Raw genomic sequence first — 22,330 nt, 5'->3', positions numbered from 1 at the left:
CGGTCAGTACGCAGTGGGCGATTGTTGCCGAACAACGGTAGAATCGCCGCTCTTTACTTATCCACAAGTGGCCGAGCTGTGCTTATCGAGTCCCGACGTCGCGCTTACTTGACCGCCATGCAGGTGGTCAACTGGCTGCCCCGCACCGAACTGCCGTTTGCCGCCCCCTCGCGGCCCGAGCTGTTGCAGGCGCTTGAGCCTTATGAGGCGTTCGAGTCGTCGGGCGAGGAAGCGGCCGCGCCGGTGGCCGTGATCAAGCCTGACGCACCTGTACGCCCTGTTGTAGAGCGGGCCAAGGTCGAAGTGCCGCGTCCGGCGTCGGTGACCAAGGCGGCCAAGGTGGTCGAAACCGCTGCCCCGGTGGCCAAGGCGCCGGTGGTACCGCCACCGCGTTTCGCCCTGCAATTGCTGCGGGCCGGGCGCTGCCTGCTGCTGGTGGAGTTGCCCACCGGCGAACGTTTCCAGACCCGCGACCCGGCCTACATGCTGCTCAAGGACATGCTGCGCGCCGCCGGCCTGCCCGACAGCCCGCAGATCGTCGGCGACCCCGTACGCTGGCCGTTGCTGGTGCGCGGCAACATGGACCAGGGCCCGGAAGCCGCGCGGGATTTTGTGCAAGGTTTTGTGTCTGCGCGTTTGGAAGACGAACCCTGCGTGTGCCTGTGGCTGATCGGCCTGCCCGCCGTGCGTTTTGCCGGCGAAGCCAATGCCGAAGCCTGGTATCGCGAGCTGCAGGTCGAAGGCCTGGGCTCGGTATGGGCCCTGCCGGGCCTGGAATTATTAATGGAAGAGCCACAGCGTAAGGCTGATGTCTGGCAAGCCATGCGCCGGCTGATGGCGCGCTGGAAAACAACCGATGAGTGAGGCTTTAACCTTCCGCCCGATGACCGAGGCCGACCTCGACGCCGTGCTGAAAATCGAATACGCGGCGTTCAGCCACCCTTGGACCCGTGGGATTTTTCTCGACGGGCTGGGTAAATACCAGATCTGGTTGATGTTCGAAGGCGAGCAGCAGGTGGGGCATGGTGTGGTGCAGATCATCCTCGATGAGGCGCATTTGCTGAACATCACCGTCAAGCCGGAAAACCAGGGCCGTGGCCTCGGGTTGGCGTTGTTGGAACACCTGATGTCCCGCGCGTATGCGGCCAGTGCGCGGGAATGCTTTTTGGAAGTGCGCGACAGCAATACTGGCGCATTTCGCCTGTATGAGCGCTACGGTTTCAACGAGATTGGCCGTCGCCGTGACTACTACCCCGCCGTGGGTGGCCGTGAAGACGCGGTCGTCATGGCCTGCACCCTGGTCGACTAAACCCATTTTCCCTGTAAACACCGACCCCCGTGGGAGCTGGCTTGCCTGCGATGGCATCGACTCGGTGTGCCGGATGTACCGAGTTGCCTGCATCGCAGGCAAGCCAGCTCCCACAGAGGGCCAGTTTTACCGGGGGGTGGTTGGTGTATCAGCGATTGCCGTCCACGGGCTCGCGCTCCACGCCTTCGGCCTCATCCAGCCGATTTCCCGCGCCAACCTCATCCTCGTCAACAATGCTCAAGTCATAATCCGCCAGGTTGTGCTCATCGTCCTCAACAGGCTCCGGCGGGCGTCGTGATTCAGTCATGGCCTATCCTCATACTGTTGGGCTTACAGTGTGTGGACAGGCACAACGCCCCAAAGATTCAAGCTTATTTGCGCCAGGCGTGACCCGGACCGGCGGTTGTCAGTCACAAAACTGCGCATCATTCCTGAGGCTTTCCCTGATGAACGAACTACAAGACCTGCTTGATAACAACGAACGCTGGGCGGATGCGATCAAACAGGAAGATCCCGAATTCTTCGCCAAGCTGGCCCGCCAGCAAACCCCGGAATACCTGTGGATCGGTTGTTCCGACGCGCGCGTTCCGGCGAACGAGATCGTCGGCATGCTGCCGGGTGACCTGTTTGTCCACCGCAACGTGGCCAACGTGGTGCTGCACACCGACCTGAATTGCCTGTCAGTGATCCAGTACGCGGTGGACGTGCTCAAGGTCAAACACATCCTCGTCACCGGCCACTATGGCTGTGGCGGCGTACGCGCCTCGATGCAGGACCGCCAGTTCGGCCTGATCGACGGCTGGCTGCGTACCATCCGTGACCTCTACTACGAAAACCGTGACGTGCTGGCGCAGTTGCCGACCGAAGAAGAGCGCGTGGACCGTATGTGCGAGTTGAACGTGATTCAACAGGTGGCAAACGTCGGCCACACCAGCATTGTGCAAAACGCCTGGCACCGTGGGCAGAGCCTGTCGATCCATGGCTGCATCTACGGCATCAAGGATGGCCGCTGGAAGAGCTTGAACACCACCATCAGTGGCTTTGAGCAGTTGCCGCCGCAATATCGACTGCGCCCGTTGGGTGAAGCTTAAGGTTTTTTGCGGTCGCGCCATTTGGCCATGAAGGCCTGGCCTTCGGCGTTCAGCGGTTCGTTGCGCCCGGTAATCCAGCCTCGGCAGTTGATTTCATGGCAGGTACAGGCAAATTGCTTGTAAATCACTTCTTCGGTGCTGGCATAGTCAATGGTCAGTTGGGTGCCGGCCGAGATTTCGTGCAGGGTCCAGACCTCCAGGTAATGCAGGTCGAGAAACACATTCGGTTTGCACGAATGCAAGAACAGCCCGGAGAACCAACAGTCGTACAGATGGATACGTGACGACAGTTGCAGGGTGTGCTGACGCCGCTCGCTCAAGGCGTAGCCGGAGATATTGGCGATGCAGACGCGGCTGTCAAAGGCGACCCGCGTTCTGATCGAGGCCCCCGTGCCGGTGCGCACTACTTCGAAGTGTTGTGACGAGGGGTAGCCCTCGCCGAGCTTGGGTTTGAACGGGTAAAGGCCGGCACTCACAGCCGTTTTAGCCTTATCCATGGCCTGAGTCTTCATAACTCTCCTTGGTTTGGCTGCATGGACCTGCGGGTGGTGGCTGACTTCCAGTCTTGCAGCAGATGGGCGCGGCTCAAGACTCACTGAAGTTGGAACCGATTTCTACTGTCAACTCTGACAGTAGAAATCGGTTTTTTTTTGTGCGGACTAAAGCGCTGGAGCGCTGGCGGACGGCGCTGGGGCGGGGATCCTGAGCTGCTTGAGTTGAGCCTTGATCGCCGGCGTGGCGCACAGGGCGTTGGCTTTCTCCGCGGAAAACTCGCGCACCGAGGTGTAGAACAATTCACACGTCTGCTCTTTGCGTGTGACCTGCCAGGTGTTCATGCAGGCTTTGAGCAGCACATTCGGGTCGCTCGCCGGCTTCTGTCCCATCCCGGCCTGCCAGCAGGCGGCGCTCAAATCCTGGCCCATGACCTTCAATCCAACCTCGTCGGCCTTCTGTTCATTGCCGTCATAGGTCGCCGGGTCGGCCGCATACCAGATGTAACTCGGGTGGTTGGCGCCCAGTACTGAAACGCTTTTGTCGGTCACCGGGCTGATTTGCGCCAGGCCCAGTACGCCCACGGTTTGCCCGTATTGCTGTTTCACCCAATTGCGCACTGGCGCGCCGAACGCCACCATCGGCAACGAGCCTTTGGAGTGAAGGCTCAGCTCCGCGACCATGCGCGTCTGGTAGTCGGTGAAGTAGCTGTAGACATTTTGCAGGTCTGCGCCCGCACTGGCCGGCGCAGCGATGGGCGCGATATCGATGATGGTCTGGTAGGCCGGGGTTTCGGTGGCCGGGATGCCGTTGTCGGTGAGCAGCGTGGCCCAGCGGTCGGTGGTTTTCGATTCCAGGTAGTCCTGGGCCTGGGTCAGTGAATAGTCCGGCGGGAAGTGCAGCAGCTCGATGCTCTTGCGGTTTTCCAGGGCCATCCCCAGCGGCAGGAACAAGTACCAGTTGTAGGCCCACTTGCCGTCACTGTTGAGCCGGCTGGCGCCTTGGTAAGCCAGGTCGGCGGTGGCGAGCAAGGCCGTCAGGGGTTGCCCATAACTGTCGGGCACGCCGCTGAAGGTCGCGGCAACCTGGCCGTCGTGGGTCTTCACGCTGACTTTGGCGCGGCTGTAGCCATCCCGTTGCAGGCTCTGGGTCAGATAATGCTCGGCCGTCTGCTCCAGCGACCAGGGCCGAAAGCAGATCACGTTGCAGTTATTGGGGAAGGCGAACAACTGGGTGACACGTTGCGTGCTGCCCAGTGGTACTTCGACGTCAGCCTGCACGACCGCACTGGCCATCAGTGCGGCCAGGGTGAAGGACAACCTGGTCGGTTTATACATAGTTGATTCCTAGTCAGCGAAAACCCACCTCCACACAGTAGCGGCTGACCAGGCATCACGCGTGCGAAATCGCCGGGCGTGTCGCTATTGGATAAGAAAACCTACACCTCGAACTGCAAGGCATTGCTCAGGTCACCCATGGGCTTCTGGCCACGGGCGATCATCGCGTCATCGCGCTGCTTGAGGCCGTCGAGGGTTTCCAGTTGGAACACGCGGGTGATCAAACGCAGGATCGACGCCGTGTCGTACACCGTATGGTCCACCGTGCCCTTGCGTGCAAACGGCGACACCACCAGCGCCGGAATCCGCGTGCCAGGGCCCCAGCGGTCGCCCTTGGGCGGTGCAACGTGGTCCCACCAGCCGCCGTTTTCATCCACGGTGACCACCACCACCATGTTTTTCCACTGCGGGCTTTCTTGCAGCACCTTCAAGGCGCGGGCGATATGGCGGTCACCCGAGGCCACGTCGGCGTAACCGGCGTGCATGTTCAGGTTGCCCTGGGGTTTGTAGAAGGTCACCGCAGGCAACTTGCCGGCCTGGGCATCGGCAAAAAACCTGTTGGTGCTCGACTCATCGCCCAAACCGCCATCACGCAGGCGCTTGTCCCGCTCGGCACGGTTCTCCGGCCCCTGCTTTTTGAAATAGTTGAACGGCTGATGGTGATACTGGAAGTTCGGAATCTTCGGGATACCGCCCGAGTCCTTGAACTGGTCCAGCGTTGCTTGCCAGGCGCCGGCGTACCAGGCCCAGTCCACATTCTTTTTCGACAGTTTGTCGCCGATATGCTCGTGGGTTTGCGGTACCAGCACGTTGGGCAGGTCGGGCTTGGAGTAATCCGGGTTTTCCGGGTCACGGATCCAGGTCGGCCAATAGGGCGGGGCCAGGGTGTTCACGCCGTAACCGTCCGGGGTCAGCGCGCTGGGGCCGAACTGCGGCGCGCCGGTCATGGCGCTGGCCGGGGATTTGTCCAAGGGTTTCAGGCGCGTGTCGGTCGGGTCATCGCTTTGCAGCGTGGCAATCTGCGCCTTGGCCACGGACTGCGTGGCGTTCGGATAAAACGGCGCGGTGGCGCTGATCAGGTACTGGTGGTTGAGGAACGAGCCACCAAAGGCGCCCTGGAAAAAGTTATCGCAGAGCACAAACTCCTTGGCTACATCCCATAGGCGCAGGGAATAACGGCTCTGGGCGTAATAACCCATCACCAGCCCACCGGAATCGCCCCACGCGACAAAGTTATCGTTCTTGCCGCCGTTGATCTGCATCTGGTTCTGGTAGAACACGTGCCACAGGTCGCGGGTGACCAGGCTTAACGGCAAGTCCTCGGCGTTCGGACCCTTGAGGGCGAACGGTGCGTTGGGCAGATTTTGCTGGAATTGCACTTCGCTGGGGTACGTCACCCCGTCCACGCTTTGCGGCCCGACTTGCAACACACCGCCCCAGGCTGGGGGCAGGGTGGTCAGCAGGCTGCCGTCGCGGTCGCGTTGCTGGGCGTCGGCCGCCTTGAGTGCCGACAGCGGTTTCTCCACACCCGGGAAGTCCGCAAACAGGTTGTTGAAGCTGCGATTCTCGGCATAGATCACCACCACGGTCTTCACCTGGTCGTGCAGGGCCTTGTCCAGCTCCAGGGCCGTAAGCGGGCGCGCCACCGGTTTGCTGCCCGGTGCTTCATTGGTATTGCCGCAAGCACTCAAGGTCGCACCGACCCCCAGCACCGCCGCGCCTCCCAGGAAACGCCGGCGACTGCTGTCTACTGGCGGTTGGGCGGCGGAATCGGAGGAAGGGCGGTCTTTGTGCTCATCGGTCATTGCGGGGAGTTCCTGGCGAGATGTTGCAAGATATTTCGCAGGACGGTAGCAATGCAATGTGACGGAACGAAGACAATCCAGCTGGCGCCGCCGCTCAAGGTGGGAGCCGGGCTTGCCCGCGATGGCGGTGGGTCAGTCAACCTCTATGTTGATTGACGCTGCGCAATCGCAGGCAAGCCAGCTCCCACATCGACCGCGTTACGGCATCACCGGCGGCAAATACTTCAACGTCGTCCCCAACGCCCACAGCAGAAACAACACCAACGGCGTATGCACCAGCAGCTGCACAAACGAAAACCCGATCAAATCCCGCGCCTTCAACCCCAGCACACCCAGTAGCGGCAGCATATAGAACGGGTTGATCAGGTTCGGCAGCGCTTCGGCCGCGTTGTAGATCTGCACCGCCCAGCCCCGGTGATATTGCAGGTCATTGGCCACCTGCATCACATACGGCGCTTCGATGATCCACTTGCCACCGCCCGACGGAATAAAGAAGCCCAGTACCGCCGAATAAACGCCCATCAGCAGCGCATAGGTGTCATGGGAGGCAATCGACGTAAAGAACGTCGAGATATGGTGCGCCAGGGTCTGGCCGTCGCCGCCCTTGACCACGGTCATCAGCGCCGCAATCGAGCCGTACAGCGGAAACTGGATCAGCACACCGGTGGTGGTCGGCACCGCCCGCGCCACCGCATCGAGGAAGCTGCGCGGGCGCCAGTGCAGCAGTGCGCCGACCATGATGAACAGGAAGTTATAGGTGTTCAGCCCCGAGATCGCGCTGATCGCCGGTTTGGTCGAGAACTCATGGAACAGCCAACCCGCCGCCAGCAGCGCCAGCAGGATGGTCAGCAATGGGCTGTGTTCCAGCCATTCGCCGGGGCGCGTTGGCGCTTGCAGCTTGGGCAGGTTGAATGCCGGGTCGACGCCGCAGGCCTTGGCATCCCGCGCGCTGTTCGGGCCGGGCGCGGTGGCATAGGCGATGATCAGCGACACCACGATCAGCGCCAGCAACAGCACGCCGGATTGCCACAGGAAGATCGTGTCGGTGAACGGGATCACCCCGGTGATCGACAGGATCGACGGCGGCAAACTCGCCGGGTTGGCTTGCAACTGCGCGGCCGATGACGACAGCCCCAGTGCCCACACTGCGCCCAGGCCCAAGTAGGCCGCGGCGCCGGCCGCGCGATAATCCATGCGCAAATCCGTACGCCGGGCCAGCGCCCGCACCAGCAAGCCGCCGAACACCAGGGACAAGCCCCAGTTGAGCAGGGACGCAACCATGGAGATCAACGCCACCCAGGCCACGGCCGAGCGGCCGTTCTTCGGGATACGCGCCAGCCGGTCAATCAGCTTCACCGCCGGCGGCGAACTGGCCACCACATACCCGCCGATCACCACAAAAGCCATTTGCATGGTGAACGGGATCAGGCTCCAGAAGCCATCGCCAAAGGCCTTGGCGGCTTCGGTCGGCGCGGCGCCCATGCCCAGGGTCGCCACCGCGACAATGATCACGGCGAGGGCGGCAAACACCCACGAATCCGGGAACCAGCGTTCGGCGAAGTTGGAGCAGCGCAGGGCAAAGCGGGCATAGCGGCTTTCTTCGATAGCATCGGCCACGAGTCATTCCTCTTGTATTTATTATGGGGCAGGCAATTTTCCGGCATGTTCCGCTACGGCCATTGATATGGGAATGCAGTTATCTTCATCGATCCATGAGGAAAACAAATATATCTGTCGCGATTGCCATCATCCGGCCCAGCTCATAACCTGCACGCCATTTTGTTTGTCTGCCGAGCCTTTACATGACTGCCACCCTTGCCCCCCAGGCGCAGCGCTTTTCCCGCTCCGACTACAAAACCCTGGGCCTGGCCGCCCTGGGCGGGGCCTTGGAAATCTACGATTTCATCATCTTCGTGTTTTTTGCGCTGACCTTGAGCCAATTGTTTTTCCCCCCGGAAATGCCCGAGTGGCTGCGCCTGCTGCAAAGCTTCGGCATCTTCGTCACCGGCTACCTGGCGCGCCCGTTGGGCGGCATCCTGATGGCGCACTTCGCCGACCACCTGGGACGCAAACGCGTATTCAGCCTGAGCATCCTGATGATGGCGCTGCCATGCCTGCTGATCGGCATCATGCCGACCTACGCGCAAATCGGTTATTTCGCACCGCTGATCCTGCTGTTTCTACGCGTGCTCCAAGGCGCCGCCGTCGGTGGTGAAGTCCCCAGCGCCTGGACCTTCGTCGCCGAACACGCACCGGTTCATCACCGTGGCTACGCGTTGGGTTTCCTACAAGCCGGCCTGACCTTCGGCTACCTGCTGGGCGCACTCACCGCCACGCTGCTGGCGCAAATCTTCACGGCCGCCGAGATCCTCGACTACGCCTGGCGTTTCCCCTTCCTGCTCGGCGGCGTGTTCGGTGTGATCGGCGTGTGGCTGCGCCGCTGGCTCAGCGAAACCCCAGTGTTCCTCGAAATGCAGGCCCGCCGCCAAGCCGCCGCCGAACTGCCGCTGCGCACCGTGCTACGCGACCACCGCGCCGTGCTGCTGCCGGCGATGATCCTTACCTGCGTGCTCACCTCCGCCGTGGTCGTCCTCGTGGTCATCACCCCGACCATGATGCAAAAAACCTTCGGCATGAGCCCCAGCCACACCTTCGCCCTGAGCGCCCTGGGCATCGTCTTCCTCAACATCGGCTGCGTCCTCGCCGGCCTGCTGGTAGACCGCATCGGCGCCTGGCGTGCGGTACGGGTCTACAGCCTGTTGCTGCCGGTGGGGATTGCGCTGCTCTACGCCAGCCTGATCAACGGCGGCCTCTGGCTGGGCGCGGCGTACGCCGTGGCGGGGTTGAGCTGTGGCGTGGTGGGCGCGGTGCCGTCGGTGATGGTCGGTCTGTTCCCGGCGCCGGTGCGGGTGTCGGGGATTTCCTTTACCTACAACATTGCCTACGCGCTGTGGGCGAGCACCACGCCACTGTTGTTGATTGCGTTGATGCCCACGAGCCCGTGGATTTGCGTGGGGTATTGCGTGGTGATGGGAGCGGTGGGGGTGGGGTGTGTGGCGTTGTTTGGCAAGCGCCATCCGTTGGATGAGGTTACAAAAGACGCCTAGGGCCATCAATTGACGGGTATTTGCGGCCACTCCTATAGTCAGGCCCACTTCTGACTGGCACGTATCCCTTATGACTCAGCCTGCCTTCATCAACCCTGCAATCCTGTCCTGGTCTCGCCAGCGGGCGGGGTTGTCTGAGGCGCAGGTGGCCAAAGGTCTCACCGTCAAAACGGAGCGGATCAAGGCGTGGGAAGGCGGTCAAAGCCTTCCGACGTTCACTCAGGCACAAAAGTGGTCTGTGGTTGCACAGATCCCTTTTGGTTTTCTCTTCCTCAAGGAGCCCCCGCAAGAGCATCTTCCGATTCCAGACCTACGCACTGTGGGTGGTGTGCTTTCCGAAAAGCCCAGTCTGAACTTGCTGGATACCGTCAGGGATGTGCTCCGCAAGCAAGACTGGTACTTGGAGTACTTGCAGGATCACGAGCGTTCCCCGCTGTCCTTCGTAGGAAGTTTCAATAGCCGCTCCCCCGTCGAAGATGTAGTTGCAGATATTCGTCGTGTACTCGGCGTAACGGATGCTTTTGCTCGTATGGGTTATGAGGAGTACGTGAGGGCGTTGGTGAGCGGCGCGGAGGATGCCGGTATTCTCGTGATGCGCAGCGGCGTAGCGTTGGGAAATACTCATCGCAAGCTTGATGTGAGCGAGTTTCGAGGCTTTGCCATCAGCAACGCCATGGCCCCCGTGGTTTTCATAAACAGCGCGGACGCTCCTGCGGCCCGGCTTTTTACATTGATGCACGAACTGGCGCATATCTGGATTGGTAGCACGGGTGTATCCGATGGCAGCAGTCAAAGTGCCCGGCAGGAAGAAGCTTTTTGCAATGCGGTGGCGGGAGAATTCCTGGCGCCGGAACTCGTCTTTCGCGCGAGCTGGGTTTTGGATGTGTGCTGGGAAGAAAACCTGGTGCCCCTGGCCGCTCTCTTTCACGTCAGTGCCTTAGTGATTGCTCGTCGTGCCCGTGATCTTGGCTATATCAGCAGTGATCAATACGGCTCCTATTACCGTCGGATCCTGCAGGCGTATCGAGATAAAGGCGGTGGCGGAGGGGACTACTACCGCACGGCGGCAGTGAGAAATAGCACCCGGTTGAGCAAGGCCGTTCTGGCAGAAGCGCAAAGCGGCCGGATTTTGCTACGAGACGCCGGAAAGCTGCTGGGTGTACAACCTGCCAAATTGAAGGCCTACGGGATGAAGCTATCGGCATGAAGCATCTACTGGATTCGAATACGCTGATCGAGGCCAAGAACCGGTATTACGGGATGAAAATTTGCCCTGGCTACTGGGCATGGATTCTTCAACAGCATCAGGCGCTGGAGATTGCCAGTATCGTACAGGTCAGAGATGAGCTGGCCAGGGGCAATGACGATCTGACCGAGTGGGTTAAAGGCAACACGCAGCTCTTCGAAGATGCGAGCGATGAGCCTACCCAGGCTGCATTTGGGCATATCGTCGCAAAGATTGCAGAGCAGGCGTCAGTGATGAAGGCGGGAGCCTTTGAGGAGTTTCTTGAGGGCGCAGATCCCTGGTTGATCGCCAAGGCGATGACAACGGGCGCTGTTGTTGTCACCCATGAAGTCTATAACCTCGACATCAAACGCAAATTCACGATCCCTAACGTGTGTTCGCTGTTTGGCGTGCCCTACATGAACACGTTTGAGCTGCTCGGCAAGCTCGATGCTCGCTTCGTCTTACACGCGTGACGATATGAGAGGAAGCGAACTTCCCCTCAGTACGATGCCATCAGGTCAGGAAATGCCAGAGCAACAATGTACCGACCAGCCCAACCACCGAGACGATGGTTTGTAGTACCGACCACACCCAAATCGTCTGCTTCAACTGCAACCCGAAATACTCCCGCACCATCCAGAACCCAGCATCGTTCACATGGCAAAAGAACACCGACCCCGCGCCAATCGCCAGCGCTACCAGTGAGCTTTGTGTCGCCGCCAACCCCGCCATCATCGGTGCAAGGATGCCCGCCGTTGTGGTGGTGGCAACCGTCGCCGAGCCGGTGGCCTGGCGCAGGGCCACGGCGATCAACCAGGCCAGCAGCAGGTAGGGCATGTGGGCGCCTTCGGCGACCTTGCTGATGGTCTGGCTTACGCCGGCGTCCAGCAGGGTTTGCTTGAGGCCGCCACCGGCGCCGATGGTCAGCAGCAGTACGGCGATGGGGGCGAGGGCTTTGCGCAGGGTGTTGCCGACGTCCGCACGCGGCATGCCGGCGGCCCAGCCCAGGCAGATGACGGCGGCGATCACGGCCAGGCCGAGGGCGATCAGCGGTTCGCCGAGGAACTTCAAGGTCAGCGCCACTGGATTTTCCGGTGCCATGGCGACTTTGGCCAAGGTGCTGCCGAGCATCAGAATCACCGGCAACAGAATGATCAGCAATGACACCCCAAAGCTCGGCTGGCGCGGTGCCTTGGGCGGGGCGCTGAACAGCGCACCGATGTCGGCCGGTTCATCCACGTGCAGGCGCTTGGACAGCCAGTTGCCGTAGATCGGCCCGGCCAGAATGACCGCCGGTACCGCCAGACAAAACCCCAGCAACATGGTCAGGCCCAGGTCGGCGTGCAGCGCACCCACCGCAATCAGCGGCCCCGGGTGCGGCGGCATCAGGGCGTGCAGGGTGGTCATGCCCGCCAGTGCCGGAATGGCGATTTTCAACAGCGGCTGGTTCGAACGTTTGGCCATCACAAAGATGATCGGCACCATCATCACCAGGCCCACTTCGAAGAACAGCGGCAAGCCGATCACCATGGCCACCAGCGCCATCACCCACGGCAACGACTTGCCCTTGCCCAGCCCGAGCAGGGTGGTGGCGATACGGTCGGCCGCGCCGGATTCGGCCATCAGCGCGCCGAGCATCGAGCCCAGGGCAATGATGATCCCGGCTTCACCGAGGATCGCCCCGGCGCCCTTGCTGAACGCCTTGGCCACTTCTTCCGGCGGCAGCCCGGCGCCGACGCCGGCAATAAAGGTGCCGATCAGGATTGACAGAAACGGCGGCAACTTGGTCGCGCTGATCAGCACGATGATGCTGGCGATGGCCAGCAGTACGCAGAGCATGAGGCGGGTGTCGTGAACCATCCACGCGGCAGTCGATAACTCCAAGACGGGACTCCTTATCGAACAGGTTGGGAAAATTGTTTCTTTTTGTTTCCTGCTCGAAAAGCATACCTGATACCGCGCTGGCCCAGTGCTGATGTGCCGTTTTGGTGCGATCAGCGGCGCTCGCCCTCAGCGCCCGGCCCAGAGCGATTACTGTCGGATTTGTAATCTTTCCTCCACGGCCCTGATAAGTCGCGAACGCTACATTCCACCCGCTTGTACTTCATGGGCGTGGAACTCTTGATATGCCAATTTCCGTTAGAAACCTTCTGGGGGCGACGCTGTTGTGGGTAGCCACCAGCGCTGCCCAGGCACAACCCCTTACCCTTGATTCAGCGCTGCAGACGGCCTTCGCCAATAACTCCGACCTGGCCGCTGCGCAGTGGGAAATCGACATCGCCCAGGGCGGTCGCCAGCAAGCCGGGCTGGTCCCCAATCCGGTGCTGTCCGTGGATGCCGAAGACACCCGCCGCGACACGCGCACCACCAGCATCAAACTGAGCCAGACCCTGGAACTGGGCGGCAAACGCGGCGCGCGCATCGATGTGGCCAGTCGCGCCCAGGACGCCGCCGCGCTGGCTCTGGAACAGCGCCGCAACACCCTGCGCGCGGATGTGATCGACAGCTACTACGGTGCCCTGCGCGCGCAGGAACGCCTCGACCTGGCCCAACGTTCTTTGGCCTTGGCCGAACGCGGACTGGTGGTTGCCAACGGTCGCGTGACGGCAGGCAAAACCTCACCCGTGGAAGCCACCCGCGCCCAGGTGCAATTGTCGGAAATCCGCCTGGAATTCAACCGCGCACAGATGGGCCTCACTGATGCCTATCGCCGCTTGGCCGCCAGTACCGGCAGCGCCACTGTCGCCTTTCAGACTGTCGCCACGCAAAGCCTGCCTCAGCTTTCCGCCGCGCAGTTGTTGGCGCGTCTTGAACAAACCGCTGAACTGCGCATGGCTGAGCTGCAAATCCTGCACAGCGAAGCCAGCGTCGGCCTGGAAAAAGCCCAACGCATTCCCGACCTCGATGTGTCCATCGGCAGCCAATACGACGCTGGCGCGCGTGAGCGGGTGAACTTGGTGGGCGTGTCGATGCCGCTGCCGCTGTTCAACCGCAACCAGGGCAACGTGCTCGCCGCCAGCCGCCGCGCCGACCAGGCCCGCGACCTGCGCAACGCCACCGAACTGCGCCTGCGCACCGAAACCCGCCAGGCCCTGGACCTGTGGCAAACGGCGAATACCGAAGTGCGCGCCTTCAACCAACAGATCCTGCCGGCCGCCCAAAGCGCGGTGGACAGCGCCACCCGTGGTTTCGAGATGGGCAAGTTCAACTTCCTCGACGTGCTCGACGCCCAGCGCACCCTGATCGCCGCCCGCACCCAATACCTCGTTGCCACCGCCCAAGCCACCGACGCCTGGGTGCGTATAGAACGGATTTACGGCGACCTCGCCCGGTTTTGATTTTCCCTGGAGTCCTCTATGCACAACACATATGGCGTGGCGCTCGCCGTCGCCTTGAGCCTGATGCTGTCGGGTTTTGCCCGCGCCGATGAAGAAGAAGGCGAACTTGAACTCAGCGAGCAGCAGATCCAGGCCGCTGGAATTCAATTGGCCCAGGCGCAACCGCGTTCCCTCAGCACGCTGCTGACGTTGCCGGCCGAGGTGCGTTTCGACGAAGACCGTACCTCCCACATCGTCCCGCGTGCGGCGGGTGTGGTGGAGGCGGTGCAGGTCAACCTCGGCCAGGCGGTGAAAAAAGGTGAGCTGTTGGCGGTAATCGCCAGCCAGCAGATCTCCGACCAACGCAGCGAGCTGGCCGCCAGCGAGCGCCGGGTCGAACTGGCCCGCACCACCTTCCAGCGCGAGCGCCAATTGTGGCAGGACAAAATCTCCGCCGAGCAGGACTACCTGCTGGCGCGGCAAACCCTGCAAGAAGCCGAAATCGCCCTGAACAATGCCCGGCAAAAGATGAAAGCCTTGAGCGGCAGTGCCGTGCTGGTCGGTGGAAATCGCTACGAACTGCGTGCGCCGTTTGCCGGAGTGGTGGTGGAAAAGCACCTCGGCGTCGGCGAAGTGGTCAGCGAAACCAGCAACGCCTTTACCCTCTCGGATTTGTCCCAGGTGTGGGTGACCTTTGGCGTGTTTCCCAAGGACTTGAACAAGGTGCGCGTCGGTAAACCGGTGAGAGTCAGCTCCACCGAAATGGGTACCGAAGTCAGTGGCACCGTGGCTTACGTCGGCAACCTGCTCGGCGAACAGACGCGCACCGCCACCGTTCGCGTCAGCGTGCCCAACCCCGACGATGCCTGGCGCCCCGGCCTGTTTGTCAGCGTGCAACTGGCCACCGAGACTTTCCAGGCCAAGGTCACCGTGCCTCAGGAATCGATCCAGACCGTCGAGGACAAACCCTCGGTGTTCCAGCGCACCGAGCACGGCTTTGTCACCCGCCACTTGGAACTGGGCGTGAGCGAAAACGGCTACGTCGAAGTGCGAAAAGGCCTGGACGCCGGCGCGCAAGTGGCGACGGCTGGCAGCTTCATCCTCAAGTCCGAACTGGGCAAAGGCTCGGCCGAGCACGCCCATTGATCCTGCGAGTGATTCCCCATGTTTGAGCGCCTTATCCAATTCGCCATCGAGCAGCGCATCATCGTGCTGTTGGCAGTGCTGTTGATGGCCGGTGTCGGCCTCGCCAGCTATCAGAAACTGCCGATCGACGCAGTGCCCGACATCACCAATGTGCAGGTGCAGATCAACTCGGCGGCGGCGGGTTTTTCGCCGTTGGAAACCGAACAGCGCGTAACCTTTCCCATCGAAACCGCCATGGCCGGGTTGCCGGGGTTGCAGCAGACCCGTTCGCTGTCGCGCTCGGGGTTGTCCCAGGTGACTGTGATCTTCAACGACGGCACCGACCTGTTCTTCGCCCGCCAACTGGTCAACGAGCGCCTGCAAGTGGCGCGGGAACAATTGCCCACCGGCATTGAAACGGCGATGGGGCCGATTTCCACCGGGCTTGGGGAAATATTCCTATGGACCGTCGAGGCCGAAGACGGCGCACTCAAGGACGACGGCACACCCTACACGCCGACCGACCTGCGGGTGATCCAGGACTGGATCATCAAGCCGCAACTGCGCAACGTCCCCGGCGTGGCCGAGATCAATACCATCGGCGGCTTCGCCAAGGAATACCAGATCGCCCCGGACCCCAAGCGGTTAGCGGCCTACAACCTGACGTTGAACGACCTGGTTACCGCGCTGGAGCGCAATAACGCCAACGTCGGTGCCGGTTACATCGAGCGCAGCGGCGAACAATTGTTGATCCGCGCACCGGGGCAGGTGGCGTCCATCGACGACATCGCCAATATCGTCATCACTACAGCGGATGGCACGCCGATCCGTGTGCGCAACGTCGCCCAAGTCGACATCGGCCGTGAGATGCGTACCGGCGCGGCCACCGAAAATGGCCGTGAGGTGGTGCTGGGCACGGTGTTCATGCTGATCGGTGAGAACAGCCGCAGCGTGTCCCAGGCGGTGGCGAAAAAGCTTGAAGAGATCAACCGTTCGCTGCCCTCAGGCGTGGTCGCGATTACAGTTTATGACCGCACCAACCTCGTCGAAAAAGCTATCGCCACCGTGAAGAAAAACCTCTTCGAGGGCGCGTTGCTGGTGGTGGCGGTGCTGTTCCTGTTCCTCGGCAATATCCGCGCGGCGTTGATCACCGCGATGGTGATTCCCCTGGCGATGTTGTTCACCTTTACCGGCATGTTTACCAACAAAGTCAGCGCCAACCTGATGAGCCTCGGCGCATTGGACTTCGGCATTATCGTCGATGGCGCGGTGGTGATTGTCGAGAACGCCATCCGCCGCCTGGCCCATGCACAGCAACGCCACGGGCGCCTGCTGACCCGCAGCGAGCGCCTGCACGAAGTGTTTGCCGCCGCCAAGGAAGCGCGGCGTGCGCTGATCTTCGGGCAACTGATCATCATGGTGGTGTACCTGCCGATCTTCGCCCTCACCGGCGTGGCCGGGAAGATGTTCCATCCCATGGCCTTTACGGTGGTGATCGCCTTGTTGGGCGCGATGATTCTGTCGGTCACCTTTGTGCCGGCGGCGATTGCGCTGTTTGTCACCGGCAAGGTCAAGGAGGAAGAAAACCTGGTGATGCGTACCGCGCGTCGCATCTATGCACCGGTGCTGGATGGCGTCATGGCGCGTCGGCCGCTGGTGTTTGGCCTGGTGTTGCTGGCCATCATCGCCTCGGGCGTGGTTGCCAGCCGCATGGGCAGCGAATTTATCCCCAGCCTCAGCGAAGGTGATTTCGCCCAACAGGCCCTGCGGGTACCCGGCACCAGCCTGACCCAATCGGTGCAGATGCAGCAGCAGTTGGAAACCACCTTGATGGCCCAGGTCCCGGAAATCCTGCGGGTGTTTGCCCGCACCGGCACTGCGGAAATTGCCTCCGACCCGATGCCGCCGAATATTTCCGACAGCTACGTGATGCTTAAACCGAAGGATCAATGGCCGGACCCGAACAAGTCCCGGGAAAGCCTGATTGCTGATATCCAGCGGGCCAGTGCGATTGTGCCGGGCAGTGCGTACGAACTTTCGCAGCCGATCCAACTACGCTTCAACGAGCTGATTTCCGGGGTGCGCAGTGATGTGGCGGTGAAGGTGTTCGGGGATGACATGGCGGTGCTCAACAAGACCGCTGAAGAAATCGCCGAAACCCTCAAGGGCCTCGATGGCGCCTCGGAAGTGAAAGTGGAACAGACCTCCGGCCTGCCGGTGCTGACCATCAATATCGACCGCGACAAGGCCGCGCGTTTTGGCCTGAATGTGGGCGATGTGCAGGACACCATTGCCGTCGCCGTCGGTGGGCGCCAGGCCGGTACGTTGTACGAAGGTGACCGACGTTTTGACATGGTTGTGCGTTTGTCCGACGCAGTGCGCACCGATATCGACGGGTTGTCGCGGCTATTGATCCCGGTGCCCAGCAACGCAGCGGGGCAGTTGGGTTTTATCGCGTTGTCCCAGGTGGCCAGCCTGGACCTGGTGCTGGGCCCCAACCAGATCAGTCGTGAGAACGGCAAGCGTTTGGTGATCGTCAGTGCCAACGTACGCGGACGGGATATTGGTTCGTTTGTGGACGAAGCCGAAACGGCAATCATCGAGAAGGTGAAGGTGCCGGCCGGCTATTGGACCACCTGGGGTGGCCAGTTCGAACAGCTGAAGGAAGCCTCCGAGCGCCTGCGCATCGTGGTGCCGGTGGCGCTGTTGCTGGTGTTCGGGCTGTTGTTCATGATGTTCAACAACCTCAAGGATGGGCTGCTGGTGTTTACCGGGATTCCGTTCGCGTTGACCGGTGGGATCATGGCGCTGTGGCTGCGGGATATTCCGCTGTCGATCTCGGCGGGTGTGGGATTTATCGCACTGTCCGGCGTGGCGGTACTCAACGGGCTGGTGATGATTGCGTTCATCCGCAACCTGCGCGAAGAAGGGCGCTCGTTATCGGTGGCGATCAACGAAGGCGCGCTGACCCGCTTGCGCCCGGTGTTGATGACCGCGCTGGTGGCCTCCCTCGGATTTATCCCCATGGCGCTCGCCACCGGCACCGGCGCCGAGGTCCAGCGGCCGCTGGCAACGGTGGTGATCGGCGGGATTATTTCGTCGACGTTGCTGACCTTGCTGGTGCTGCCGGCGCTGTATCAGTGGGCGCATCGCAAGGAGGAGGCTGAGTGAACACCGCGCAGCCTCTTTGGAATGCGATCAAGTGTGGGAGCTGGCTTGTCGGGTCGCCGCATCGCTGCGATAGCGGCGGTACAGGCAACATCCCTGTTGCCAGACCCACCGCCATCGCAGCCTCGCTAAAGCTCGACAACTGCCACAGGGGATCGGGTTTGCAGGCTGTATCCGGTGTACACCGTTATAAATGTGGGAGCTGGCTTGTCGGGTCGCCGCATCGCTGCGATAGCGGCGGCACAGACAACATCCCTGTTGCCTGACCCACCGCTATCGCAGCCTCGCTAAAGCTCGACAGCTCCCACAGGGTATTGGGTTTGCAGGCTGTATCAGGTGTACACCGTTATAAATGTGGGAGCTGGCTTGCCTGCGATGACGGCGGCACAGGCGAAACCCCTATTGCCTGACCCACCGCTATCGCAGCCTCGCTAAAGCTCGACAGCTCCCACAGGAAACTTAACCAATCACCACCAGGGGAAACACCAACCGAAACGAGGTAATGCCACCCGCCGGGCTGCGCACTTCGGCCTGTCCTTGGTGAAGGGTCATGATCGACTTCACGATGGCCAGCCCCAGGCCGGTGCCGCCCTCGGTGCGGGCGCGGCTGTTGTCGGCGCGGTAGAAACGTTCGAACAGATGCGGCAGGTGCCGCGCTTCAATGCCCGCGCCGGGGTTGCTGATGGAGATCGACACCTGCTGCGCATACGTCTCCACCAGCAGCGAAATATGCCCGCCTTGTGGGCTGTGGCGGATCGCGTTGGACAGCAGGTTGGAAAGGGCGCGCTGGATCATCAGGCGATCACCATGGACCTGTGCATCGCCGATCAATGTCAGGGTCAGTTGCTTGTCTTCGGCACTCAAGGCAAACAACTCCATCACCCGCTGGGCCTCATCGGTCAACGACACCTGCGCAAACGACGCGCGCGCAGCCGGGTGGCTGACCTGGGCCAGAAACAGCATGTCGGAAACGATGCGTGACAAACGCTCCAGCTCCTCGGTGCTGGACTCCAGCACGGCCTTGTATTCGTCCGGCGGCCGCTGGCGCGACAGCGTGACCTGGGCCTTGCCCATCAGGTTGGTCAGCGGCGCGCGCATTTCATGGGCCAAATCGTCGGAAAACTGCGACAACTGCTGCACCCCCGCATCCAGCCGATTGAGCATCACGTTAAAGCCTTGGGCCAATTCCCGCAGTTCCTGGGGCAGGTTGTCCAGGGCCAGGCGATGGGTCAGGTCCTGGGTGGTGACTTGGGCGGCGACGTGGCTGAACTGTTGCAACGGTGCCAACCCGCGCTGCACCAGCCACCAGGCGCCCATGCCGATCAACAGCAGCAGCAACGGCAACGCCACCACCGTGGCGCGCAGGTAGGCGCTGAGCAGGGCCTGGTCGTCCATGCGGTCCAGGGACAGCAGCACGCGCACACGCTCGCCACTGGCCAGGCGCATCAGGCTGGACGCGCTGAGCACCTGGTTGCCGTCGCGGTCTTCCCAGTTGAGGTAGCCGAGGGTTTCCCGGTGCGGGTAGTCGGTGAGCAGCGGCACCTGGGGTTTGGCGCCGACGCTGAGCAGAACGCGCTCGTCGGGCGCGGTGCCGATGATGGTCAGGTAGAAGTTGTCGTGGCCGATCACCAGGTCCAGCAGCGAGTGCGGGCGCGCGCGGATGTCGCGCGCGTCCAGGCCCTGGGCGAGGCTGTGCTGGATCTGTTCCATCTTGCTTTCCAGACCCTTGCGCGCCAGTTTTTCCAGCTCATGGGTCAAGGCCAGGTAAGCCAGGCTGGCCAGCAGCAGCACCAGACCGGCGCCCATCAGGCTGACCGTCAGGCCCAGGCGCATCGACAGGCTGCCGCTCTTCATGGTCGCGCTTCCAGCACGTAGCCGACGCCACGAATGGTGTGGATCAACTTGACCTCGCTCTGGTCATCCACCTTGGCCCGCAGGCGGCTGATGGAGACTTCCACCACATTGGTGTCGCAGTCGAAGTTCATGTCCCACACCAGGGAAATGATCTGCGTGCGGGTCATCACTTCGCCGGTCTGACGCATCAGCACCTGGAGCAGGGCAAACTCCTTGGTAGTCAGGTCGATACGGCGGGTGCCGCGATAGGCCCGATGGCGGCGCGGGTCGAGTTCCAGGTCCGACACGCAGAACACTTCTGGCTGTGGGATATGTTCACTGCGCCGCAATAACGTACGCACCCGCGCGAGCAATTCGGGAAACTCGAAGGGCTTGACCAGGTAATCATCGGCGCCCATGTCCAGGCCCTTGATCTTGTCGTCCAGGCGCCCACGGGCGGTGAGCATCATCACGCGCTGGCTGCCGTTACGGCGCAGTTGTTCGAGCACTTCCCAGCCGTCCTTGCCCGGCAGGTTGACGTCGAGAATCACCAATTCATAGGCGTGCTGCGCGGCCAGGTGCAAGCCGTCGATACCGTTGGCGGCGCAATCGACCACGTAGCCGCTTTCAGTCAGGCCTTGCTGCAAATAGGCGGCGGTTTTTTGCTCGTCCTCAACCACAAGGATACGCATGGGGATTTACCTTTTTCGAAAAGAGAAGGGGGTCCATTTCCTTATGGAGGGTGTTGCTGGGGGAGTAGGAAAATTCTGAAGGATGAAGTGACTTCAGGGTCAACTGCGACGTTCTGTCGCAACTAAGCGAGCACGCAAAAAAAACGCCCCAATGGGGCGTTAAAAAATCCATCTCTTTCCAAAGGAGCTACACAAAAGCTTCAGAGATGAATGTGCTCGGTGTTGCAAGTTGAAGCCAGTCTATAAAGTTCAACTTAACGAGAAGGTGAGGCCAATATTACAGTTTTGATAACTGGCTAGTTGTGAACAGATGTTAGTCAAGCGCGAACGAATGTAATGACTCAGAGAATCGCCAGTGGGTATTCGGCGATCAGGCGCACTTCTTCCAGGTCCGATTCGAATGCACTGGAACGCACCGTGGCTTGGCGCAAGCGCAGCGACAGGTCTTTCAAGTTGCCACTTTGCACCACGTACTTGGCTTCGATGTCGCGCTCCCAACGGCGTTGATCGGTGAGCGGGTCGCCTGCTGCATCGCGGCGCATGTACACCGCGTTGGCGTTGCTGTAGTCGGCGCCGCTGCCTTTGCCGTAGCGGGTCATGAACGACAGGCCGGGAATGCCGAATGGCTGCATGTCCAGGTCGTAGCGCACCATCCACGAACGCTCCTTGGGGGAGTTGAAGTCGCTGTACTGGATCGAGTTGTTGAGGAAAATCGAGTCCGACTGGCGCAGATAATCGAAGTCGTCGTCCCCGTTGTTGCGCTGGTGCGATACGGCCAGGCTGTGGGCGCCGATCTTCACCCCGAGCCTGGCGCTCCAGATGCTGTTGTCGAACGCACCCAGGCGTTTCTTGCCCTCATCCACCGCCTTGTAATAGTTGAAGTCGCCGAACAGCGAAACCTCATCGTTCAGCGGGTAGTTGGCGGCGCTGCCGAAGTAGTACTGGTCCCAGGCGTCCTTCAAGCGGCTGCTGTACAGGCTTACGCTCAGGTGCTTATTGAGTTGATAGTCACCGCCGAAATAGCCGATCCACGGTGAGTCGACCTTGCCCGCATAGAACGTCGCAAAGCCTTTGTCCATGCCGCTCTCGGTGGGCTGGCTCATACCGCTCAAGCGTCCGCCTTGCAGGCTCAGGCCCTCCAGGCTGGTGTTTTGCGCGGTGACACCACGAAAGCTTTCCGGCAACAGTCGGGAGTCGCCGTACGCCACCACCGGTGTGAGCGGGAACACGTCACCGGCCTTGATCACGGTGTCCAGCACGCGCAGTTTTGCGGCGCCGCCGAATTTGCTGTAGCCGGATTCTGGATGGTTGGCGCTGTCCACCGGCAGCACGCCGAACGAGCCCTTGCCGCCGCTGCGGCCGGTGCCCGAGTCGAGCTTGAGGCCGTACATGGCAAACGCGTCCAGGCCAAAACCGACCGTGCCTTGGGTAAAGCCGGATTCGAATTTGCCAATGAACCCCTGCGCCCAGGCTTCGGAGTAGCCATTGCCGGTGGGGCTGGACTGGCCCTTGCGGTCATCGCGGTTGAAGTAGAAATTGCGCGCCAGCACGTTCACGCTGCTGCCTTCGATAAAACCTTCGGGCTTGTCTTCCACGGCCACGGCGGCCAGGGGCAGCGCGGCCAGCAATGAAAAGGGAAGGGTGTAATAAGCACTGTGCATGTTGCGCTCCTCGGTATTGGCAGTGATCAGCTTCTTATATGAGGTGGGCGTTCTTATTGATGTGGCCCGGGCTGATAGTTGCAAATCACAGATAACAGCGAAGTGGCATGCACATTACAATTTTGGAATTTCACCGCCACCTAAGGATGCTCCGATCAACTTGCC

At 61.3% G+C, this 22,330-nt stretch carries 17 protein-coding genes and 1 pseudogene; 9 read left to right on the top strand and 9 right to left on the bottom strand.

All coding sequences use genetic code 11. The annotated features are described in order from the left end of the window. Positions 1-117 precede the first annotated feature (117 nt). Positions 118-864: an energy transducer TonB gene (locus DBR46_RS28355; RefSeq protein ID WP_124529475.1), complete on the top strand. Its 747-nt coding sequence runs from the start codon at positions 118-120 to the stop codon at positions 862-864. Next, the gene (gene rimI / locus DBR46_RS28350) at positions 857-1,309 is read left to right on the top strand and encodes a ribosomal protein S18-alanine N-acetyltransferase (protein WP_017737118.1); all 453 of its coding nucleotides are present in this window, start codon (positions 857-859) and stop codon (positions 1,307-1,309) included. The genes DBR46_RS28355 and rimI overlap by 8 nt, the downstream gene beginning before the upstream one ends. A 148-nt stretch (positions 1,310-1,457) precedes the next feature. Here the strand turns inward: rimI and DBR46_RS30390 are convergent. Further along, positions 1,458-1,574 (bottom strand): annotated as a pseudogene (locus DBR46_RS30390) (serine kinase/phosphatase); the annotation flags it as partial. 181 nt (positions 1,575-1,755) lie between these two features. Here DBR46_RS30390 and can point away from each other — a divergent pair. Continuing rightward, positions 1,756-2,400, top strand: a complete 645-nt coding sequence (gene can / locus DBR46_RS28345; protein WP_003188288.1) for a carbonate dehydratase — start codon at positions 1,756-1,758, stop codon at positions 2,398-2,400. Here can and DBR46_RS28340 read toward each other — a convergent pair. The 4 genes from DBR46_RS28340 to DBR46_RS28325 all read right to left on the bottom strand — a co-directional run bounded on the left by DBR46_RS28340 (position 2,397) and on the right by DBR46_RS28325 (position 7,651). Continuing rightward, on the bottom strand, positions 2,397-2,912 hold the full coding sequence (locus DBR46_RS28340) for an SET domain-containing protein-lysine N-methyltransferase (RefSeq protein WP_124529467.1): 516 nt from the start codon (positions 2,910-2,912) through the stop codon (positions 2,397-2,399). The genes can and DBR46_RS28340 overlap by 4 nt on opposite strands. A 147-nt stretch (positions 2,913-3,059) precedes the next feature. Further along, positions 3,060-4,229 (bottom strand): hypothetical protein, encoded by a 1,170-nt coding sequence (locus DBR46_RS28335; RefSeq protein ID WP_124529466.1) that lies wholly within the window; start codon positions 4,227-4,229, stop codon positions 3,060-3,062. 101 nt (positions 4,230-4,330) lie between these two features. After that, positions 4,331-6,034 carry an acid phosphatase gene (gene acpA / locus DBR46_RS28330; protein WP_124529464.1) on the bottom strand — a complete coding sequence of 568 codons (1,704 nt, stop codon included), beginning with the start codon at positions 6,032-6,034 and terminating at the stop codon, positions 4,331-4,333. Between the two features lie 198 nt (positions 6,035-6,232). Next, positions 6,233-7,651: a short-chain fatty acid transporter gene (locus DBR46_RS28325; RefSeq protein ID WP_017737125.1), complete on the bottom strand. Its 1,419-nt coding sequence runs from the start codon at positions 7,649-7,651 to the stop codon at positions 6,233-6,235. A gap of 185 nt (positions 7,652-7,836) precedes the next feature. On the opposite strand from DBR46_RS28325, the gene DBR46_RS28320 reads away from it, so the two are divergent. The 3 genes from DBR46_RS28320 to DBR46_RS28310 all read left to right on the top strand — a co-directional run bounded on the left by DBR46_RS28320 (position 7,837) and on the right by DBR46_RS28310 (position 10,842). Then, positions 7,837-9,141, top strand: coding sequence for an MFS transporter (locus tag DBR46_RS28320; protein WP_124529462.1), 1,305 nt, complete (start codon positions 7,837-7,839; stop codon positions 9,139-9,141). 70 nt (positions 9,142-9,211) lie between these two features. Further along, the gene (locus tag DBR46_RS28315) at positions 9,212-10,348 is read left to right on the top strand and encodes an XRE family transcriptional regulator (RefSeq protein WP_124529460.1); all 1,137 of its coding nucleotides are present in this window, start codon (positions 9,212-9,214) and stop codon (positions 10,346-10,348) included. Further along, positions 10,345-10,842, top strand: a complete 498-nt coding sequence (locus DBR46_RS28310; RefSeq protein ID WP_124529458.1) for a DUF4411 family protein — start codon at positions 10,345-10,347, stop codon at positions 10,840-10,842. Before DBR46_RS28315 ends, DBR46_RS28310 begins: the two co-directional genes overlap by 4 nt. 40 nt (positions 10,843-10,882) lie before the next feature. Here the strand turns inward: DBR46_RS28310 and DBR46_RS28305 are convergent, their stop codons facing one another. Next, entirely contained in the window at positions 10,883-12,253 is a 1,371-nt protein-coding gene (locus DBR46_RS28305; RefSeq protein ID WP_124529456.1) for a gluconate:H+ symporter, read from the bottom strand. A gap of 242 nt (positions 12,254-12,495) precedes the next feature. Here DBR46_RS28305 and DBR46_RS28300 point away from each other — a divergent pair, with 242 nt between their 5' ends. From DBR46_RS28300 to DBR46_RS28290, 3 genes are read left to right on the top strand one after another with little or no spacing between them, the layout of a single operon-like run. Next, positions 12,496-13,707 (top strand): TolC family protein, encoded by a 1,212-nt coding sequence (locus tag DBR46_RS28300; RefSeq protein ID WP_124529454.1) that lies wholly within the window; start codon positions 12,496-12,498, stop codon positions 13,705-13,707. 18 nt (positions 13,708-13,725) lie between these two features. Then, positions 13,726-14,832 (top strand): efflux RND transporter periplasmic adaptor subunit, encoded by a 1,107-nt coding sequence (locus tag DBR46_RS28295; RefSeq protein WP_124529452.1) that lies wholly within the window; start codon positions 13,726-13,728, stop codon positions 14,830-14,832. A gap of 18 nt (positions 14,833-14,850) precedes the next feature. Further along, positions 14,851-17,982 carry a CusA/CzcA family heavy metal efflux RND transporter gene (locus DBR46_RS28290; protein ID WP_124529450.1) on the top strand — a complete coding sequence of 1,044 codons (3,132 nt, stop codon included), beginning with the start codon at positions 14,851-14,853 and terminating at the stop codon, positions 17,980-17,982. Between the two features lie 456 nt (positions 17,983-18,438). On the opposite strand, the gene DBR46_RS28285 is transcribed toward DBR46_RS28290, so the two are convergent. From DBR46_RS28285 to DBR46_RS28275, 3 genes are all read right to left on the bottom strand, one after another. Further along, the gene (locus DBR46_RS28285; RefSeq protein ID WP_124529448.1) at positions 18,439-19,833 is read right to left on the bottom strand and encodes a heavy metal sensor histidine kinase; all 1,395 of its coding nucleotides are present in this window, start codon (positions 19,831-19,833) and stop codon (positions 18,439-18,441) included. Next, entirely contained in the window at positions 19,830-20,504 is a 675-nt protein-coding gene (locus DBR46_RS28280; RefSeq protein WP_017738105.1) for a heavy metal response regulator transcription factor, read from the bottom strand. The genes DBR46_RS28285 and DBR46_RS28280 overlap by 4 nt, the downstream gene beginning before the upstream one ends. Positions 20,505-20,845: 341 nt before the next feature. Next, the gene (locus DBR46_RS28275; protein ID WP_124529446.1) at positions 20,846-22,165 is read right to left on the bottom strand and encodes an OprD family porin; all 1,320 of its coding nucleotides are present in this window, start codon (positions 22,163-22,165) and stop codon (positions 20,846-20,848) included. Positions 22,166-22,330 lie beyond the last annotated feature (165 nt).

Source organism: Pseudomonas sp. KBW05 (assembly GCF_003852405.1).
Classification (GTDB): Bacteria; Pseudomonadota; Gammaproteobacteria; order Pseudomonadales; family Pseudomonadaceae; genus Aquipseudomonas.
Note: the sequence above shows the minus strand (reverse complement) of the source record. Positions and strands in the feature narration are given on the sequence as shown.

What these genes read in the sequence shown, in the direction of transcription:
- DBR46_RS28295 (WP_124529452.1), top strand. Translation starts at nt 13,726, where the DNA reads ATGCACAACACATATGGCGTGGCGCTCGCCGTCGCCTTGAGCCTGATG.
- acpA (WP_124529464.1), bottom strand. Translation starts at nt 6,034, where the DNA reads ATGACCGATGAGCACAAAGACCGCCCTTCCTCCGATTCCGCCGCCCAA.
- DBR46_RS28335 (WP_124529466.1), bottom strand. Translation starts at nt 4,229, where the DNA reads ATGTATAAACCGACCAGGTTGTCCTTCACCCTGGCCGCACTGATGGCC.
- can (WP_003188288.1), top strand. Translation starts at nt 1,756, where the DNA reads ATGAACGAACTACAAGACCTGCTTGATAACAACGAACGCTGGGCGGAT.
- DBR46_RS28355 (WP_124529475.1), top strand. Translation starts at nt 118, where the DNA reads ATGCAGGTGGTCAACTGGCTGCCCCGCACCGAACTGCCGTTTGCCGCC.
- rimI (WP_017737118.1), top strand. Translation starts at nt 857, where the DNA reads ATGAGTGAGGCTTTAACCTTCCGCCCGATGACCGAGGCCGACCTCGAC.
- DBR46_RS28315 (WP_124529460.1), top strand. Translation starts at nt 9,212, where the DNA reads ATGACTCAGCCTGCCTTCATCAACCCTGCAATCCTGTCCTGGTCTCGC.
- DBR46_RS28280 (WP_017738105.1), bottom strand. Translation starts at nt 20,504, where the DNA reads ATGCGTATCCTTGTGGTTGAGGACGAGCAAAAAACCGCCGCCTATTTG.
- DBR46_RS28285 (WP_124529448.1), bottom strand. Translation starts at nt 19,833, where the DNA reads ATGAAGAGCGGCAGCCTGTCGATGCGCCTGGGCCTGACGGTCAGCCTG.
- DBR46_RS28300 (WP_124529454.1), top strand. Translation starts at nt 12,496, where the DNA reads ATGCCAATTTCCGTTAGAAACCTTCTGGGGGCGACGCTGTTGTGGGTA.
- DBR46_RS28290 (WP_124529450.1), top strand. Translation starts at nt 14,851, where the DNA reads ATGTTTGAGCGCCTTATCCAATTCGCCATCGAGCAGCGCATCATCGTG.
- DBR46_RS28320 (WP_124529462.1), top strand. Translation starts at nt 7,837, where the DNA reads ATGACTGCCACCCTTGCCCCCCAGGCGCAGCGCTTTTCCCGCTCCGAC.
- DBR46_RS28275 (WP_124529446.1), bottom strand. Translation starts at nt 22,165, where the DNA reads ATGCACAGTGCTTATTACACCCTTCCCTTTTCATTGCTGGCCGCGCTG.
- DBR46_RS28310 (WP_124529458.1), top strand. Translation starts at nt 10,345, where the DNA reads ATGAAGCATCTACTGGATTCGAATACGCTGATCGAGGCCAAGAACCGG.
- DBR46_RS28340 (WP_124529467.1), bottom strand. Translation starts at nt 2,912, where the DNA reads ATGAAGACTCAGGCCATGGATAAGGCTAAAACGGCTGTGAGTGCCGGC.